13 protein-coding genes are annotated in these 16,539 nt (G+C 71.3%); 7 read left to right on the forward strand and 6 right to left on the reverse strand.

What is annotated here, in order from left to right:
* Positions 1-64: 64 nt before the first annotated feature.
* From OG392_RS14700 to OG392_RS14715, 4 genes are all read left to right on the forward strand, one after another.
* A complete protein-coding gene (locus OG392_RS14700) occupies positions 65-817 on the forward strand; it encodes a TIGR03089 family protein (RefSeq protein WP_329279422.1) in 753 nt (250 codons plus the stop codon).
* Between the two features lie 206 nt (positions 818-1,023).
* Positions 1,024-2,253, forward strand: a complete 1,230-nt coding sequence (locus OG392_RS14705; protein ID WP_329279424.1) for an LCP family protein — start codon at positions 1,024-1,026, stop codon at positions 2,251-2,253.
* A gap of 269 nt (positions 2,254-2,522) precedes the next feature.
* Positions 2,523-4,265, forward strand: a complete 1,743-nt coding sequence (locus OG392_RS14710) for an LCP family protein (RefSeq protein WP_329279426.1) — start codon at positions 2,523-2,525, stop codon at positions 4,263-4,265.
* A 50-nt stretch (positions 4,266-4,315) separates the two neighbouring features.
* Positions 4,316-6,091, forward strand: a complete 1,776-nt coding sequence (locus tag OG392_RS14715; protein WP_329279428.1) for an LCP family protein — start codon at positions 4,316-4,318, stop codon at positions 6,089-6,091.
* Positions 6,092-6,163: 72 nt separating this feature from the next.
* Here the strand turns inward: OG392_RS14715 and OG392_RS14720 are convergent, their stop codons facing one another.
* On the reverse strand, positions 6,164-7,198 hold the full coding sequence (locus tag OG392_RS14720) for a glycosyltransferase family 2 protein (protein ID WP_329279429.1): 1,035 nt from the start codon (positions 7,196-7,198) through the stop codon (positions 6,164-6,166).
* A gap of 116 nt (positions 7,199-7,314) precedes the next feature.
* Here OG392_RS14720 and OG392_RS14725 point away from each other — a divergent pair, with 116 nt between their 5' ends.
* On the forward strand, positions 7,315-8,841 hold the full coding sequence (locus tag OG392_RS14725; protein WP_443054779.1) for an LCP family protein: 1,527 nt from the start codon (positions 7,315-7,317) through the stop codon (positions 8,839-8,841).
* Between the two features lie 67 nt (positions 8,842-8,908).
* Here the strand turns inward: OG392_RS14725 and OG392_RS14730 are convergent, their stop codons facing one another.
* Positions 8,909-9,442, reverse strand: coding sequence for an acyl-CoA thioesterase (locus OG392_RS14730; RefSeq protein ID WP_030326880.1), 534 nt, complete (start codon positions 9,440-9,442; stop codon positions 8,909-8,911).
* Between the two features lie 130 nt (positions 9,443-9,572).
* Between OG392_RS14730 and OG392_RS14735 the strand changes: the two genes are divergently transcribed.
* Positions 9,573-10,862, forward strand: a complete 1,290-nt coding sequence (locus OG392_RS14735) for an LCP family protein (RefSeq protein ID WP_329279434.1) — start codon at positions 9,573-9,575, stop codon at positions 10,860-10,862.
* A gap of 79 nt (positions 10,863-10,941) precedes the next feature.
* Here the strand turns inward: OG392_RS14735 and OG392_RS14740 are convergent, their stop codons facing one another.
* A complete protein-coding gene (locus tag OG392_RS14740; protein ID WP_329279436.1) occupies positions 10,942-12,114 on the reverse strand; it encodes an acyl-CoA dehydrogenase family protein in 1,173 nt (390 codons plus the stop codon).
* 126 nt (positions 12,115-12,240) lie between these two features.
* Here OG392_RS14740 and OG392_RS14745 point away from each other — a divergent pair, with 126 nt between their 5' ends.
* A complete protein-coding gene (locus OG392_RS14745; protein WP_329279437.1) occupies positions 12,241-13,566 on the forward strand; it encodes a UDP-glucose dehydrogenase family protein in 1,326 nt (441 codons plus the stop codon).
* Between the two features lie 100 nt (positions 13,567-13,666).
* Here the strand turns inward: OG392_RS14745 and OG392_RS14750 are convergent, their stop codons facing one another.
* The 3 genes from OG392_RS14750 to purE all read right to left on the reverse strand — a co-directional run bounded on the left by OG392_RS14750 (position 13,667) and on the right by purE (position 16,497).
* A complete protein-coding gene (locus OG392_RS14750) occupies positions 13,667-14,599 on the reverse strand; it encodes a membrane dipeptidase (RefSeq protein ID WP_329279439.1) in 933 nt (310 codons plus the stop codon).
* 177 nt (positions 14,600-14,776) lie between these two features.
* Positions 14,777-16,003 (reverse strand): dipeptidase, encoded by a 1,227-nt coding sequence (locus OG392_RS14755; protein WP_329279441.1) that lies wholly within the window; start codon positions 16,001-16,003, stop codon positions 14,777-14,779.
* Complete coding sequence (gene purE / locus OG392_RS14760) at positions 16,000-16,497, reverse strand: 5-(carboxyamino)imidazole ribonucleotide mutase (protein WP_329287271.1); 498 nt, start codon at positions 16,495-16,497, stop codon at positions 16,000-16,002. Before purE ends, OG392_RS14755 begins: the two co-directional genes overlap by 4 nt.
* Positions 16,498-16,539 lie beyond the last annotated feature (42 nt).

Below are 16,539 nucleotides of genomic sequence, written 5' to 3' on the forward strand. Positions count from 1 at the left end.
GACCGGTGGACGGCGTCACCGGTACGGCGGACCCCGGCGCGGCGGCGCGCGTACGCTGTCCGGCGTGAACGCCAGCGACCGCACCCCCGCCGACCTGCTGCGATCCGCGCTCGCCGCGGACCCCGCCCGCCCCTTGGTCACCTTCTACGACGACGCCACCGGTGAGCGGGTGGAATTGTCCGTCGCCACCTTCGCCAATTGGGTGGCCAAGACGGCGAACCTGCTCCAGGGCGAGCTGTCCGCCGAGCCCGGCGACCGGCTCGCGCTGCTACTGCCCGCGCACTGGCAGACGGCCGTCTGGCTGCTCGCCTGCTCGTCCGTCGGGGTGACCGTGGAGGTGGGCGGCGACCCCGCCGGCGCGGACCTGGTGGTCGCGGGTCCCGACACGCTGGAGGCGGGTCTCGCCTGTTCCGGGGAGCGGATCGCGCTCTCCCTCGCCCCGCTGGGCCGTCGCTTCCCCGCCGTGCCCGCCGGGTACGCGGACTACGCGGTGGAGGTGCCGAGCCAGGGCGACCGGTTCGCCCCGTTCGTGCCGGTCGATCCGGGTGCACCCGCGCTCGTCGTCGACGGTGGCGAGCGCTCCGGCGCGCAGCTGGTCGAGGAGGCCCGCGCGGATGCGGCGGCCCTCGGTCTCGCCCCGGGTGCCCGGCTGCTCTCCGGGCTCGGTTACGAGGACTGGAAGGGGCTCTCGACGGGCCTGTACGCGCCGCTCGCGGCGGGCGGCTCCGTGGTCCTCTGCCGGAACCTGGACCGGCTGTCGCCCGAGTCGCTGGCCAAGCGCGTGGAGAGCGAGCGGGTGACGGTCACCGGCGTCTGAGCCCTCCGGCCCCGGCCCTCCGTCCCGATGAACAGCCATTCGGCGTAGCACCGCGCCGAGTCCACGCGTCACCGCGCCCCGTCCGGTACATGATCGGCGGGGGGAGTCGACTCCTTCCGCACAACCATGCGTGGGGTTCGGCCGTCTCCTTCTACGACCGGCGGCCGCCCGGCGCGCCGCCGACGCCATGAAGGACGGACTCAGACGTGACGGACCGTTCGGGTACGCCCGCCGAACCGGATCCCCCGGCGACGGGGGACACGGCCACGGAGGGCACGGCTGCCGGGGCTCCGCGGGAGCCGCGCCGCCGACGCCACTGGCTGCGGTGGACGGCACTCGGCGTCTCGCTCGTGGTGCTGGCCGCGGCCGGGGTCGGCTGGTGGTTCTACCGCAAGCTCGACGGCAACATCACCACGGACACCACCGCCGCCGCCGAGCTCCGGAGGTACGAGAAGGAGCGCCCGGCGGCCGTCGTCTCGGCCGCCCGGAACATCCTGCTCATCGGCTCGGACACCCGGTCGGGCGAGGGGAACCGCAAGTACGGCAAGGACGAGGGCACCCAGCGTTCGGACACCACGATCCTGCTGCACCTGTCGGCGGGGAAGAAGAGCGCGACGGCCGTCTCGCTCCCCCGCGACCTGATGGTGACGATCCCGAGCTGCCGCAAGGCGGACGGGACGCGGACCCGCGAGCAGTTCGCGCAGTTCAACTGGGCCTTCGAGTTCGGCGGTACGGCGTGCACGATCCGTACCGTCGAGAAGCTGACCGGGATCCGGGTGGACCACCACATGGTGATCGACTTCCGGGGCTTCAAGAAGATGGTGGACGCCGTCGACGGCGTGGAGGTCTGCCTCAAGGAGCCGGTGAACGACCCGGCCGCGAAGCTGAAGCTGCCCGCGGGGCGCCAGACGCTCCACGGGGAGCAGGCCCTCGGCTTCGTACGGGCCCGGAAGTCGATCGGCAACGGCAGCGACACCGACCGGATGGACCGCCAGCAGCAGTTCCTCGGCGCCCTGGTCAGCAAGGTGCAGAGCGACGGGGTGCTGCTGAACCCGACGAAGCTCTATCCGGTCCTGGACGCGGCCACCAAGGCGATCACGACGGACCAGGGGCTCGACTCGCTCCGGGACCTGTACGACCTGGCGCGTTCGATGCGGGCCATCCCGACGGAGAAGGTGCAGTTCCTCACGGTCCCCCGGCGCCCTTACGCGTACAACGCGAACCGGGACGAACTGGTGCAGCCGGCGGCGAGTCAACTCTTCAAGCAGCTACGGGAGGACCGGACCGTCGTGGTGACGCCGGGCGACGAGAAGAAGGACGGGACGGGAACGCCCGGGAACGGGACGGACGGGAAGCCCGACGACGCGGACACCCCCGCTCCCTCCGTGACGCCGACCTTCACGGGACGCAACGCCGCGGAAGGGGTGTGCTCCTAGCGCGACCGCCCCGAGGGGGCCGCGGGGGCGGCGAGTAAAGGGCGAACCAAGGGGAGGGTGGGGAGGGATGAGGTTTGAGCAAATTGCCCGGTTGTAAGGGGCGTGGAATTTGTCACGCGCGTCGCCCCACGCTGAACTGGGCGGATAGTGTGACGCGATCCGGTGCACCCCGACCACGTGGTCGCACTCACCAAGGATCGAACGACCGAGAGAGCGGCGCCCTGTGGGGGAGGCGCCTCGCGTGGCACCGACGGAGGACTCGAGTAACCGTGGACGCGCACAGCCGTGGACAGGCGGACGAGATCGACCCCGCCGACCAGTGGGTGCTCAACCCGCGGACGGGCAACTACGAACTGCGACTGGACCACTCCGCTGGGCAGTCGCAGCCGTCGACACCGTCCGGGACCCGTAGATCCACCGTTCCCGCTCCCGCGTCGCGCGACACCTCCGCCGACCCGTCCACCGACGCGCCCGTGCCCGGTCAGCGCCGCCGGCGGGTCTCCGAGCCGGAGGGCGGCCGGGGCGGCGAGTCGCCCGCGAGCCGCCGCAAGCGCAAGCAGGGCGCGTCCCGCAAGAAGAAGGTCCTCCTGTGGACCGGCGGCACGATGGCGTTGGTCCTCGTCGGCGGCGCGACCGGCGCGTACGTGCTCTACAACCAGCTCGACGGGAACATCGACGTCGTCGACCCGGTGGGTGTCCAGAGCAAGGGCTTCCGCAAGGGCGAGGCCTTCAACGTCCTCATCATCGGCACCGACAAGCGGACCGGTGAGGGCAACTCGGGCTACGGCGACAACAACAGCCCCGGCCACGCGGACACCACGATCCTCTTCCACGTCTCCAAGGACCGGACGAACGCCACGGCGCTCTCCATCCCGCGCGACCTGATGACGACGATCCCCGAGTGCCAGACGCGGCAGCCCGACGGCCAGATCCTCACGATCCCCGGCCAGCAGAAGGCCCGCTTCAACGTCAGCCTCGGCCAGGACGGCCGCGACCCCGGCTGCACCATGCGTACGGTCAAGGAACTGACCGGCCTGACCGTCGACCACTTCATGATGGTCGACTTCAACGCCGTCAAGGAGCTGACCTCGGCCGTCGGCGGCGTGAAGGTCTGCGTCGAGAAGGCCGTCGACGACCCCAAGTCCCATCTGAAGCTGCCGGCCGGCGAGTCGGTCATCGAGGGCGAGAAGGCGCTCGCCTTCGTCCGTACCCGCTCCAGCTTCGGCAACAAGAGCGACCTGGACCGGATCAAGGTCCAGCAGCAGTTCCTCGGTTCGATGATCCGGCAGATGAAGTCGAACGAGACGCTCACCAGCCCGACGAAGCTGTACGACCTCGCCCAGGCGGCGACGGACGCGCTCACCGTCGACAAGGGCATAGGGTCCCTCGGGAAGCTCCAGGACCTGGCGGGGGAACTCTCCGGGATCGACACGAAGAACATCGCGTTCGCGACCCTCCCGGTCATCGACAACCCGGACGAGCCCAAGCCGATCACCGTGGTGCCGCACCCGACGCAGGCGCCGCAGCTGTTCGCCGCGATGCAGGCCGACACCTCGCTCACCGAGGTGAAGAAGAAGCAGCAGGACGCCAAGAACGCCCAGGCGCAGGCCCAGGCGAAGCTCCTCCAGGGCGCCCGCGCCGAGGCCGTCGACGTACGCGTCGACGTCTTCAACGGCAGCGGCATCCAGGGCGCGGCCCAGTCGACCATCAACTGGCTGCAGAACGAAGAGGGCGTCACCCGCTCCACCAACAAGAGCAACGCCCCCGACAAGGCGGCGAAGACGACGCTCACCTACGCACCGAACCAGGCCGATCAGGCCCGCAAGCTCGCGGACATGATGGGGCTGGCCGCCACGGCTCTCAAGCCGGGCACGCAGGACGCCGGGAACCGCGAGCCCATGACGCTCGTCCTCGGTGCCGACTTCAAGGGCGCGGGGGTGCCCATCAACGGTCCGGTGAAGGCGCCGGACGTCGAGAAGGTACAAGCTGACAAGCAGGTGTGCGCCAAGTAGGCCGGAAACAACGGCACTTGGCTCACTCCTGACTGACGAGGGGACCTGGGGTGGGACAGAACAGCGTGCGTGGGGAGGGAACGCGTGGACGCGTTCCGCGCGCCCGTGAACTGGGCTGGGACGACGAGCTGTACGACGCCGGTGCGGCCACCGGCGCCGGACCGGACGACGCTCCCGAGGAGACGGACGAAGGCGCCGGCTCCGGTACGACGACCCGCGCCGAGCGCCGGCGTGGCGCCGGAGGCGGTGGCGGTGCCGAGAGCGGCGGCGACGGGCGGTCGGGCCACCGTCGCGGCGGCTCGCGCCGGCGTGCCAGGAAGGCCGGCAAACGCAAGGCGCTGCGCTGGGTCGCGATCACGCTCGCGGTACTGATACTCGGCACGGCCGGCGCCGGATACCTGTACTACGAGCACCTCAACGGCAACATCCGCGGCGGTGGCCGCGCGGGCGGCGAGAGCGGTGTGAAGAAGGCCGCGCCGAACGCGCTGGGCGACACCCCGCTGAACATCCTGCTGATCGGCTCCGACAGCCGCCAGGACGACAAGAACATCGCCCTGGGCGGCGGCAGGAACGACAGGGACCGCAAGCCGCTCGCCGATGTGCAGATGCTGCTGCACGTCTCGGCGGACCGGCAGAACGCCTCGATCATCTCCGTCCCGCGCGACACGGTCGTCCGCATCCCCGAATGCAAGGAGAAGGACGGCACGTCCTACGCGGCCACCGAGAACCGGCCCATCAACGAGTCGCTCCAGCGCGGCGGCCCCGGCTGCACCCTCACCACCTGGGAGAGCCTCACCGGGGTCTACATCGACCACTGGCTGATGGTCGACTTCGCGGGTGTGGTGGCCATGGCGGACGAGGTCGGCGGTGTTCCGGTCTGCGTGAAGACCGGCGTGTACGACAAGTCGACCAGGGGTGTGAAGGGCGGCTCCGGTCTGAAGCTGCCGAAGGGCACCACCGAGGTCCAGGGTGAGCAGGCGCTCCAGTGGCTGCGCACCCGGCACGCGTTCGGCAGCGACCAGAACCGTGCCAAGGCCCAGCACATGTACATGAACGGGATGATGAAGAAGCTCCAGCAGCAGAACGCCTGGAGCGACACCGGCCAGCTGATGGGGCTCGCCGAGACGGCCACCAGCGCCCTGCAGGTCTCCGACGAGCTCAAGTCGGTGAAGAAGCTCTTCGACCTGTCGATGCAGCTGAAGAACGTCAAGCTCGACCGTCTGACGACGGCCACCATCCCCACCGTGCCCTACCCGCAGAACCCCGACGCCTGGCTCCTGCCCGTCCGGTCCTCCGCCGACAAGATGTGGTCGATGCTCCGTGACGACGTCGCGTTCGACAAGAACGGCGACAAGGCCGGCAGCAAGCCGAAGCCCTCGGCCTCCGCGAAGCCGAAGACGGCCGCCGAGACGCCGGGCTCCTTCGCCGTGACCGTCGCCAACGGCACCGCGGGCACCGACGAGGCGCCCGTCGAGGGCCGCGCCAAGGACATCGTCGCGGTCCTCACGGGCAAGGGATTCACCCAGGCCGACTCCTCCAAGGAGCCGCAGCCCCGCGCCGACACCGTCGTCATGTACCCGAAGGACGCCGGCGACCAGGGCAGGGCGAACGCCCTGTCCGTGGCGAAGGTCCTCGGACTGCCGGACGCCAAGGTCCGGGCCGACGCCAAGGCCGAGGGCATCACCCTCGTCATCGGCGCGGACTGGCGCGAGGGCAGCGTCTACAAGAAGCCGACGACCGTCGCGGGCGACCTGCCCGAGGGCGCCGACGACAAGGCGACCTGCATGGACGTCTACTCGGTCTACAAGTGGGACGGGAAGAGCTGACCCCCGCTCCGTGAACGAGAACGGCGGCCGGGTCCCGAGGAGGGACCCGGCCGCCGTTCTCGTACGGAGTCGTCAGACCGTCTCGGACTCGCCGGCCAGGACCGCCGGGCGGCGGCTCGCGATGACCTTCTTCGCCAGCGACCGCGGGCTCGTCAGGAAGCCGTACCCCCACGACATGTGCATCGTCGCGAGCGCCACCGGGATCTGGAGGCGGGCCTTGAGCGAGAGGCCCTTGCCCGCGGGGAGCGAGCCGGCCGTGATCGCGGCGAGGTAGCCGGCCGGGACCACGAAGCCCAGCGGGGTGAGGACGGCGCCCACGACCAGGCCCGCGGCGATGGCGCACACGGCGGTCGGCGGGGCCAGATAGCGCAGGTTGATCGAGCCCTGGTGGTAGCGGGCCACGACGTGACGCCAGCGGCCGTAGTCCTTGTACTGCTTGGCGAGCGCGCGGACGCTGGGCCGCGGACGGTACTGGACGCGCAGCTCCGGCGAGAACCAGATCAGGCCGCCGGCCTCGCGGATGCGGAAGTTCAGCTCCCAGTCCTGGGCGCGGATGAACTCCACGTTGTAGCCGCCCTGCTGTTCGAGCGCCTCGCGCCGGAACACCCCCAGGTAGACGGTCTCGGCGGGGCCCGCCTCGCCGCCCGTGTGGAAGGCGGCGTTGCCGACGCCGATCTTCGAGGTCATCGCGGCGGCGACCGCGTCCTCCCAGGCGTTCTCACCCTCGGCGTGCATGACACCGCCGACGTTCTGCGCGCCGGTCTCCTCCAGGAGCCGGACGGCCGTGGCGATGTAGTTCGGGGAGAGCATGCCGTGACCGTCCACCCGCACCACGATCGGGTGACGCGAGGCCTTGATCGCCGCGTTGAGCGCGGCGGGCGTGCGGCCCGTGGGGTTCGGGACGGTCGTCACGCGGGCACGGGGGTCGGACGCGGTCTCGGCGACGAGTTCGGCGGCGATCTCGTCGGTGCGGTCCGTGGACGGCCCGAGCGCGATCACCACCTCCATCTCGCCGTCGTACTCCTGCTCCAGGATGTGACGAACCGAGGTGCGCAGATACCGCTCCTCGTTGAGGACCGGCATGATCACGGAGACGGGGGGCAGCATGGTTCCTCGGGGGTTCGGGGGTCGCCCCCCGGAAGACAGCGGATTCGCCCGCCACGTTACCGCGAACGGGGGACAGCGGGCGTGCCGCCCGGGTGGTGCCGCCTTGCGCTGATCGTATGGGCCTACGGTGCTCACGGTTCCCTTTGTCACACCCGCGGAGGTGTCCGTCCGTGCCCGCACCGCCCCGCACGCCCCGTCCCCGGCCCGCCGCCCGTTCCGCGCCGGTCCGCCGGCGGCGGAGGCGCCCCCGGTGGGGGATGCGGATGGCGACGGCGCTCTCCGTGACGGTGCTCGCGGCCGGCGGGATCGGGCACGCGCTGGTCACCGGGCTCGACACCGGGATCACCCGCGTCGACCCCTTCAAGGACATGAAGAACCGGCCGCAGGCCGGGAACGGGATGAACGTCCTGGTCGTCGGCACCGACGGCCGGGACCGGATCACCCCCGAGGAGAAGGCGAAGTACCGGCTCGGCGGCGCGCCCTGCCACTGCACCGACACGGTGATGCTCGTCCACATCTCGGAGGACCGGGAGCGGGCGAGCGTGGTGAGCCTGCCCCGTGACTCGTACGCCGAGATGCCCGAGCACACCGATCTCACCACCGGCAGGAAGCACCACGCGCATCCGGTGAAGCTGAACGCGGCGTACGCGGAGGGCGGGCCCTCGCTGACCGTGCGGACCGTCGAGTCGATGACCGGCGTCAAGATCGACCACTATCTGGAGGTCGACTTCACCAGCTTCATGCGCACGGTGGACGCGGTCGGCGGCGTGCAGATCTGTACGACCCGGGCGGTCAAGGACTCCTACACCGGGCTCGACCTGCCGGCCGGCACCCACGAGCTGGACGGCGGGCAGGCACTGCAGTACGTGCGCTCCCGGCACATCGACGGGGCCGCGGACATCGGGCGGATGCAGCGGCAGCAGCGGTTCCTGGCGGCGCTCGTCGAGCGGATCACGAGCGGCGGGGTGCTGTTCAACCCGGTCCGGTTCCGTGAGGTCGCCACCACGATGCTGAGCTCCGTACGGGCCGACGAGGACTTCGGCACGGATCAGCTGCTCGCCCTCTCCAAGGCGATGCGGGGCTTCACCCCGGCGTCCTCGGAGTTCGTGTCCGTGCCGATCGGGGACATGAGCTTCCCCGTGAAGGGGATCGGGTCGACGGTGAAGTGGGACGCCAAGAAGGCGCAGAGGCTCTTCCAGGCACTGCGGGAGGACGAGCCGCTGGCCGCCTCGAAGCCGGGTTCCCCGTCCTCGGCGAAGGCGCCCAAGGCCGTGGTCGTTGATGTGGCACCGCGGACCGTGCGGGTGCAGGTCCACAACGGGACCCGGACGGACGGGCTCGGCCGGAAGGTCGACGACGCGCTGCGCGGGACCGGCTTCGACACCACCCGGACGCCGGTGACCGGGAGCGGGAAGGAGCGGGCGCGGACCCTCGTGGAGTACGACCCCCGCTGGGACCGCTCGGCGAAGACCCTCGCGGCGGCGCTGCCGGGGGCGGAGCTGCGGCCCGTGAAGGGACGGGGCGGGACGCTGCGCGTCACCGTGGGGGCCGACTACAAGGGGGTGACGGCCGTGCGGGCCGAGGAGACGGCACGGGGCGGGCCGTTCGAAGCGGTGACGGGCGACCGTGTGGTGTGCCCGTGACGACGGAGACCTTGCCGGCGGAGGCCGGCAGGGCGGCGTCCGCGGCCGTGCTGACCGTGCCCGCTCCTCAGTCCTCGTAGCCCTCGGCCGCGCGGCGCTCGCGGAGTTCCTTGATCGCCTGGCGGCGGGCCAGGCGGTGGGTGCGACGGATCTGGGCCTCCTGGTTGCGGCGCTTGTCCTGTTCCGTCTCCGGGACGACCTGGGGGACCGGGCGCGGCTTGCCGTCCGCGTCGACCGCGGCGAAGACCAGGTACGCGGAGCCGACCTGGGTGGCGGGCGTGGACTCGTTCCAGCGCTCCGCCAGGACCCGTACGCCGACCTCCATGGACGACCGGCCCGTCCAGTTCACCTGGGCCTTCACGTGTAGCAGGTCACCGACCCGGACCGGCTCCAGGAAGACCATCTCGTCCATCGAGGCGGTGACCGCCGGTCCGCCCGAGTGCCGGCCCGCCACGGCGCCCGCCGCGTCGTCCACCAGCTTCATGATCACGCCGCCGTGCACCGTACCCAGGAGGTTGGTGTCGTGGCTGGTCATGATGTGGCTGAGGGTGGTGCGGGAGGCGGAGGTGGGCTTGCCCGGGATATCGCCCTGATCTGTCATGCCCTCCACCATATGCCGGGTCCCGCGGCGGTCGCCGTTCGGTCCGGTTTGCATCAGCTTGGCAACAGCACCGGCCCGATGTTCCACCCGCCCTGTCGCCCGTAATGGCATGCCCGGCACACTGGTCCGCATGAATGACTGGCCCGAAGACGGCGGCTACGGCCGTGGCAGCGCGAACTCCCAGCCCGAGGGACCTCGCCGGATGAGCCATGTGCAGCGTCCGCAGGTTCCGCAGCAGCCGCCTCGGAACAACCAGGGCAACCAGGGCTACAACCCGAACTTCACCCAGGCGCAGGGCGCGGGCTACGACTCCGGGTACAGCTCGGGCCAGGTCTACGGCGGCCAGCAGAGCGGTGGCGGACCCCAGGGCGGCGGACGCGGCACCGTACCGCCGCAGTACGCGCCGGGTCCCGGCTCCGGCGGCCCCGGGCGTCCCGCCCCGGACTGGCGCAAGCGCATCAAGATCGGCTCGATCGTCCTGGTCGTCGCCGTCGCCGCGTGGGGCATCGGCACCTATGCCTGGGCCAGCTCGCAGATGCGCAACGAGGTCGACCTCTCCAAGGTCATCGAGCGGCCGGCCGAGGGCGACTGCACGACGTATCTGATCGTCGGTTCCGACAGCCGTGAGGGCATGTCCGCCGAGGAGAAGAAGAAGCTGCACACGGGTTCCGCCGAGGGCAAGCGGACCGACTCGATGATGATCCTCGCGGCCTGCTCCAGCGGGAACACGATGGTCTCGCTCCCCCGTGACTCCTGGGTGACGATCCCCAGCTTCGTGGGCTCCGAGTCGGGCAAGACGTTCCCGGCGCGCGGCGGCTCCAAGCTGAACGCCGCGTACGCGATGGACGGCCCCGAGCTGCTCGTCCGCACCGTCGAGTTCAACACCGGTCTGCGCATCGACCACTACGCCGAGATCGGCTTCGCCGGCTTCGCGAACATCGTCGACGCGCTCGGCGGGGTCGAGCTGAACATCGACAAGGGCTTCAAGGACAAGAAGTCCGGCGCCGACTTCCAGGCCGGCACGCAGACCCTCAACGGCGAGCAGGCCCTGGCCTTCGTCCGGACCAGGTACGCCTTCGCGCAGTCGGACCTGCAGCGGACGAAGAACCAGCAGAAGTTCCTCTCCGCCCTGGCCAACCAGGCGGCGACGCCGGGCACCATCCTCAACCCGTTCGCGCTGTACCCGACTCTGGGCGCCGGTCTGGACACGCTGATCGTGGACGAGGACATGTCGCTGTACGACCTCGGGAAGATGTTCTTCGCCATGAAGGGCATCAACAGCGGCGACGGCAAGTCCATGAACATCCCGATCTCGGGCAGAGCGCCGCAGAACTCCCTCAAGTGGGACATGCCGAAGGTGAAGCAGCTGGTGCAGCAGATCCAGAACGACGAGAAGGTCACCGTCGAGTCGGACCACTGACGCGTCGGCGCACCCCGTCACCCGTACGGGAGAGGGCGCCCCTCCCCGGCCGGGGAGGGGCGCCCTTCGTGTGTCTCCGTCACGGGAGGTTGCGGGCCATGACGATGCGCTGGACCTGGTTGGTGCCTTCGTAGATCTGGGTGATCTTGGCGTCGCGCATCATGCGTTCGACGGGGTAGTCGCGGGTGTAGCCGTAGCCGCCGAGGAGCTGGACGGCGTCGGTGGTGACCTCCATGGCGACGTCGGAGGCGAAGCACTTGGCGGCGGCGCCGAAGAAGGTGAGGTCCTCCTTGTCGCCGCCGGCGGAGACGCGCTCGGACCTGGCGGCGGCGGCGTAGGTGAGCTGGCGTGCGGCTTCGAGCTTCATGGCCATGTCGGCGAGCATGAACTGGACGCCCTGGAAGTCGGCGATGGGCTTGCCGAACTGCTTGCGCTCCTTGACGTAGCCCTTGGCGTAGTCGAGGGCGCCCTGGGCGATGCCGATGGCCTGGGCGGCGATGGTGACGCGGGTGTGGTCGAGGGTCTTCATCGCGGTGGCGAAGCCGGTGCCCTCGGCGCCGATCATGCGGTCGGCGGGGATGCGGACGTTGTCGAGGTAGACCTCGCGGGTCGGGGAGCCCTTGATGCCGAGCTTCTTCTCCGGGGCGCCGAAGGAGACGCCCTCGTCGGACTTCTCCACGACGAAGGCGGAGATGCCCTTGGAGCGCTTGTCGGGGTCGGTGACGGCCATCACGGTGTAGTACTCGGAGACACCGGCGTTGGTGATCCACCGCTTGACGCCGTTGAGGACCCAGAAGTCCCCGTCGCGCACCGCGCGGGTCTTCATGCCGGCCGCGTCCGAGCCCGCGTCGGGCTCGGAGAGGGCGTAGGAGAACATCGCGTCGCCCTTGGCCAGCGGGCCGAGGTAGCGGTGCTTGAGCTCCTCCGAGCCGGACAGGATCACCGGCAGCGAGCCCAGCTTGTTGACCGCCGGGATCAGCGAGGAGCTGCCGCACGCCCGGGCGACCTCCTCGATCACGATCACCGTCGCCAGCGCGTCCGCTCCCGCGCCGCCGTAGGTCTCCGGGACGTGCACCGCGTGCAGGTCGTTGGCGACCAGCGCGTCCAGGGCCTCCTGCGGGAACCGGCCCTCCTCGTCCACCGCCGCGGCGAACGGCACGATCTTCGCCTCCGCGAGCGCACGCACCGACTCCCGGAGCATGTCGTGCTCCTCGGAGGGCCGATACAGGTCGAAATCAGAAGAACCCGCCACGCTCACTCACTCCCACGCTTGCTAACTACCGTTAAGTAACCCAAAGCGTAAGGCGTACCCCGGCCCCGGACCAGAGCACGACTATGCTCAGGCAGGCATTCCGCCCGACGTTCACTGGAGACCCGCATGGCCCTCAAGATCACCGTGATCGGCACCGGCTACCTCGGCGCCACCCACGCCGCGGCCATGGCGGAACTCGGCTTCGAGGTCCTGGGGCTCGACGTCGTCCCCGAGAAGATCGAGCTGCTGGCCTCCGGCCGGGTCCCGATGTTCGAGCCGGGCCTGGAGGAACTCCTCGCGAAACACGTGGCGGGCATCGAGGGTTCCAGCGGCCGGCTGCGGTTCACCACGTCGTGGGAAGAGGTCGGCGCCTTCGGCGACGTGCACTTCGTCTGTGTGAACACCCCGCAGAAGCACGGCGAGTACGCCTGTGACATGAGCTACGTGGACGCCGCCTTCGGCTCCCTCGCCGAGGTCGTACGCGAAGGGGCCCTGGTCGTCGGCAAGTCGACCGTCCCCGTCGGTTCGGCCGAGCGGCTCGCGGGGCTGCTCCCGGAGGGTGTGGAGCTGGCCTGGAACCCGGAGTTCCTGCGCGAGGGCTTCGCCGTCCAGGACACCCTGCACCCGGACCGGATCGTCGTCGGCGTGGAGGGCGAGCGGGCCGAGAAGCTGCTGCGCGAGGTGTACGCCGGGCCGGTCGGGGACGGTTCGCCCTTCGTGGTGACCGACTTCCCGACCGCCGAGCTGGTGAAGACCTCCGCGAACTCCTTCCTCGCCACCAAGATCTCCTTCATCAACGCGATGGCCGAACTGTGCGAGGCCGCCGGCGGCGACGTCGCCAGACTGGCCGAGGCCCTCGGCCACGACGACCGGATCGGCCCCAAGTTCCTGCGGGCCGGCATCGGCTTCGGCGGCGGCTGCCTGCCCAAGGACATCCGGGCCTTCATGGCCCGCGCGGGCGAGCTGGGCGCCGACCAGGCGCTGACCTTCCTCCGCGAGATCGACTCCATCAACATGCGGCGCCGCGGCCAGATGGTCGAGATGGCCCGCGAGGCCCTCGGCGGCAGCACGTTCCTGGGCCGCCGGGTCGCCGTCCTCGGCGCCACCTTCAAGCCGGACTCGGACGACGTCCGTGACTCCCCCGCGCTGAACGTGGCGGGCCAGATACACCTCCAGGGCGGCCAGGTCACCGTCTACGACCCGAAGGGCATGGACAACGCCCGCCGTCTCTTCCCGACCCTCGGATACGCGGATTCCGCCCTCGAAGCGGTGCGCGGGGCGGACGTGGTGCTGCATCTGACGGAGTGGCGCGAGTTCCGCGAGCTCGACCCGGCGGCGCTCGCCGAGGTCACCGCCTCCCGGGTGATCCTGGACGGCCGCAACGCGCTGGACTCCGAGCGCTGGCGGGCGGCCGGCTGGACGTACCGGGCGATGGGCCGGCCGCGGGCCTGAGGACGGACACCGGAGTACGGGAAGAGGGGGCGCCGAGACAGGCGCCCCCTCTTCCCGTACCTGCGGCCCGGTTCCACGTACGGTCAGGCCGCGCGCACCGTCAGGCCGCGGCCGGCCTGATGCGGTTCGTCCGTGCCAGGAACTCCGTCTCGCGCAGCGCCCGCGTCACGTTGGCGTGCGCGAGGCCGACCAGTTCCTGGGCCGTCCAGCCCCGCCGGAGGAGCTCCGCGAAGAGCGGGACGTAGCCGACGGCCGGGGCGGTGGTGTGGGAGACGCCCACGCAGTGCGCGCCCGCCTCCGACCGCAGCCGGTCCAGGACGTCCGCGCCGGCGGCCGGGTCCTCGGTCACCGTGACCATGCAGACGGCGCCGTTCTCGCCGAGCAGGCCCAGGACGTCGTCGGGCAGGCCCTCCGGGGCCGCCCTGGTGAGCAGGGCGGGCGCGCGGGTGACCGCGAGGGCGCGGCGGACCGTGTCCTGGTCGGCGCCCGACAGGTCCACGGCCAGGCCGAGGCGGTTCATCTCCCGTACCGCCTCGCGGGCGAAGCGGTCGAAGCGGCTGAGGTCGACGGCCCGCACGCCCAGGGCGTGGTACGCCCGCAGGGTCGCGGCGGAGGAGCCGAGCGCCGTCCAGCTGACCGGGCCGAGCAGCGCGGCGACGCGGCCGCAGTTGCGTGCGTGGGCCATCTCGGACGTCGTGTGCGCGAGGCGCAGGTCCTCGGGGCAGGCGGCGACGAGCGCGCGGATGGCGTCGATGTGCCGCAGGGTCCCGATGACGCCCGCCGCGTCCTCGCCGGGGCCGACGCGCAGCGACCAGAACTGGGCTCCGGCCTCCGCCGCGCGGACGGGCGGGAGGTCCTCCGGGTCGAGGGCCCGGGGCAGTTCGGTGTGTCCCTCGACGACGGGCTGGGCGGCCAGGATGGCCCGGGCGCGGGACGTCTCGTCGAGCGGCGGGGGTGGCTCTGGGGCTGCGGGCTCCCCGGCGGCGGCAGGGACGGTGGAGAGGGTGGGATGGTCGTCTAGCAGTTCCGCCATGGTCTTACTCCAACTCGGTGATGCAGTACCGCCCCGCCGAATCGGGCGGGGCGGTACCGTCCACCGTGCCACCGGGCCCGCGCGGGGGCTCGGCGGGCTGAGCCGTCCGGGTGAACGCCGGAGCCGGGACGTCCCCGTGCCGTCGGGGCGTCCCGGCTCCGGGCCGTTCACGTGCCGTCAGGCGCCCGGCGCGTCCAGGGAGTCGATCGTCGCGTTCGACGGGGCCGTACGGCTCCGCAGTTCGCGCGAGACCGCCTCCGCGTCGCGCAGGACGCGGACGGCGTTGGACCAGGTCAGCTTCGCCAGGTCCGGGTGGGACCAGCCGCGGTGCAGGAGTTCGGCGACCAGGTTCGGGTAGCCGGCGACGTCGTCCAGGCCGGCCGGGGTGAAGGCCGTGCCGTCGTAGTCGCCGCCGATGCCGATGTGGTCGATGCCGGCGGCCTCACGCATGTGGTCGAGGTGGTCGGCGACCGTGGCGGCGGTGGCGACCGGGCGCGGGTTCGCCTCCTCGAAGGCCCGGTGCAGCCTCATGGCCTCGGCGGTGGTGTCGAGGTGGTCGAAGCCGTGCGCCCGGAGGTTCTCGTCGGCCCGCGCGGTCCACTCGACGGCCGCGGGGAGGATGAACTTGGGCACGAACGTGGCCATCGCGACGCCGCCGTTGGCGGGCAGCCGCTCCAGGACGTCGGTCGGGATGTTCCTCGGGTGGTCGCAGACGGCCAGGGCCGAGGAGTGCGAGAAGATCACCGGCGCCGCCGAGGCGTCGAGCGCGTCCCGCATGGTCGTCGCGGCGACGTGCGACAGGTCGACGAGCATGCCGGAGCGGTTCATCTCGCGGACGACCGCACGGCCGAAGGCGGAGAGACCGCCGACACCGGGCTCGTCGGTCGCCGAGTCCGCCCAGTCGTTGTTGTCGTTGTGCGTGAGCGTCATGTAGCGCACGCCCAGGGTGTGCAGGGCGCGCAGGGTGGCGAGGGAGTTGTTGATGGAGTGGCCGCCCTCGGCGCCCTTGAGGGAGGCGATGCGGCCCCCCTCGCGGGCCGTCTCCATGTCGTCCGCCGTCAGGGCCGGGGCGAGGTCGCCCGCGTACCGCTCCAGGAGCTGGTCGACGATGTCGATCTGCTCCAGGGTCGCGCTGACCGCGTCGTCGCCGGCCAGCCGGCAGGGCACGTACACCGACCAGAACTGGGCGCCGACGCCGCCGGCCCGCAGCCGCTTCAGGTCGGTGTGCAGGGCGCCGGTCTGGTCCGCGCCGATGTCCATCCGGTCCAGGTCGTAGCGGACGTGCTCGCGCAGGGCCCACGGCAGGTCGTTGTGGCCGTCCGCGACGGGGTGGGCGGCGAGCAGCTCGCGGGCCTCGGCGAGGCGGGCGGCCGCGCCGCCGGAGGCCCGGTCCACGGCGCTCACTTGGCGAAGCCGAACGACTCCGAGCCCTCGACCTTGGCCCGCAGGCGCTTGCCCTTCTCGGTCGCCTGGTCGTTCAGCTCCTGCTGGAACTCACGCATCCGGACGAGCAGTTCGGGGTCGTGCGTGGCGAGGATGCGGGCCGCGAGCAGGCCCGCGTTCCGCGCGCCGCCGACGGAGACCGTGGCGACCGGCACACCGGCCGGCATCTGCACGATGGAGAGCAGCGAGTCCATGCCGTCGAGGTACTTCAGCGGCACCGGCACGCCGATGACCGGCAGCGGGGTGACGGAGGCGAGCATGCCCGGCAGGTGGGCGGCGCCGCCCGCGCCCGCGATGATCGCCTTGATGCCGCGGCCCGCGGCCTCCTCGCCGTACGCGATCATCTCGCGCGGCATCCGGTGCGCGGAGACCACGTCGACCTCGTACGGGATCCCGAACTCGTCGAGGGCCTGCGCGGCGGCCTCCATGACGGGCCAGTCGGAGTCGGACCCCATGACGATGCCGATCACGGGGGCGGTGGAGGTCTCGGAGGTGGT

This window comes from Streptomyces sp. NBC_00691, from assembly GCF_036226665.1.
Taxonomy (GTDB): domain Bacteria; phylum Actinomycetota; class Actinomycetes; order Streptomycetales; family Streptomycetaceae; genus Streptomyces.